General features: G+C 62.8%; 1 protein-coding gene. It reads right to left on the bottom strand.

The annotated features are described in order from the left end of the window. Positions 1-221: 221 nt before the first annotated feature. Positions 222-1,577 (bottom strand): IS1380-like element ISPme1 family transposase, encoded by a 1,356-nt coding sequence (locus tag C0V75_RS22660; protein WP_012112698.1) that lies wholly within the window; start codon positions 1,575-1,577, stop codon positions 222-224. Positions 1,578-1,672 lie beyond the last annotated feature (95 nt).

The raw sequence follows: 1,672 nt of genomic DNA, 5'->3' as shown, positions 1-1,672 counted from the left end.
CCGACATTCCCCAAGTGGCCTGCCGCTTGACTTCAAGATCGCCTGATTTTGCTCGCTGGGCAAGCGTTCTTCGCCCCGAGCGGTGTCTGTCGTCGCGCAAACGGCCGAAGTCGGGTGGATCAAGCCTCGAACCCGCAGCATTCTGGCCCGGCAGAGCCGCTTTCCCGCGCGGCAGACGGACCTGTCCTGCCGCTTTCGTTCAGCTTGGGCATGGATCGTGGTCATGCGCATGACGGAGGCGTTCGAAGACGGCGGATGGCGGCAAGGACGGCCCGCACCATCGGGCCGGTGACGGCGACCTCGGCCAACTGGAAGGTAATGGCGCGGGCGTGGCGGACGACGCGGGCGCCGATCTTGATCAGCTTGAGTTGCAGGCTGGTCAACGACCAGTCCGCCATGGCCTCGGGCAGTTCGATGCAGCGCAGGAAGGTTGCCAGGTTGTAGGCCAGCGCGTGCAGTTGCAGCCGCACCTCGTTGTGCCGGAACTTCCGGCATGACAGCCGCGTCCAGCGAAAGGCATATTTGCCTTCCTTGATGTGCTGCTCTGCGGTGCCGCGCTGGTTGTAGAACCTCACCACCCAGTCTGGCTCCATCGGCAGGTTGGTGACGATGAAGCCGACTTTGGGGAACAGCTCGCCCGGATGCCATTCGATCTTGGCGATGACGCGGCGCGGCTTGTCCCAGGACGCCGCCTGATACTCGAAGTCCTCGAAGAACCGTTTGACCTTGGTCAGCGAAGGCCGTCCCACGGGCCGTGTCAGCCGATGCGCGATCTTCTCGCGCAAGACGGCGTTGGCGGGCAGACGGATGGCGTAGAAGAACCTGGCTTCTTCCAGCCGCATATAGATCGCGGGGATCGCGTAGGCAGCGTCGGCCCGGAAGAAGCGTCCACCAAGGTCGCGGCCAGCATATCGGGCAATGACGGGATCAAGGACATCCCGCCAGCCATCGGCGCTGTGGACATTGCCGTTACGCAGGGCGCAGCGCTCCAGCATGCCAAACTGGTTGAACAAGAAGATGGGGTGATAGCAGGTGCAGTCGAAATGCCCGTTCCAGGCAGCACCTTCCTGATCGCCGTGGGTGGGGCTGACCGAGCTGTCCATGTCCAGCACGATGTATTTCAACCCGTTGCGGTCATGAAACCGGTCGATCCATTGGCCGTTCAGATCGGCCAGCGCCGCCCGGTTCGCGGCCAGAGCCAGCGTCTCGGTCTCGAACCGTCCCATCTGCGATGCCGAAGCAGCTTGCGCCTCGACGGCCCTGCCGCCAACGACCTGACGCATCACGGGATCGAGGGCCAAGCGGTCGGCATCGTTCACATCCTCGTATCCGGCCAGTCGTCCGAACACCGATTGCCGGAACAATCCGTCAAGCCGATGGAGCGTGTTCTTCCCGGTGCGGCTGTCTCGCAGCGCCTCCGACGCCAGATTGGACAGGCCGAGCACGTCATCAAGCTCGCGCATCACCAGCAGGCCACCGTCTGAACTGATCTGCGCACCACGGAACTCCAGACGCACACGGCGGTCGAAATCAACCCGATCTCCCCGCGCCAAGCCCGCACCCTCCAGGTGATCCATGAAACGCGCCCCTCGCAGCCGTCAACGCCATGATTTATATGCGAAATATCACGATTACGACAGCGAAATCAGCGACTTACTTGGAGAATGTGGGT

The organism is Tabrizicola sp. TH137, from assembly GCF_002855575.1.
In the GTDB taxonomy this organism is placed as follows: Bacteria; Pseudomonadota; Alphaproteobacteria; order Rhodobacterales; family Rhodobacteraceae; genus Paragemmobacter.
This window is presented reverse-complemented; position numbering and strand designations above follow the sequence as displayed.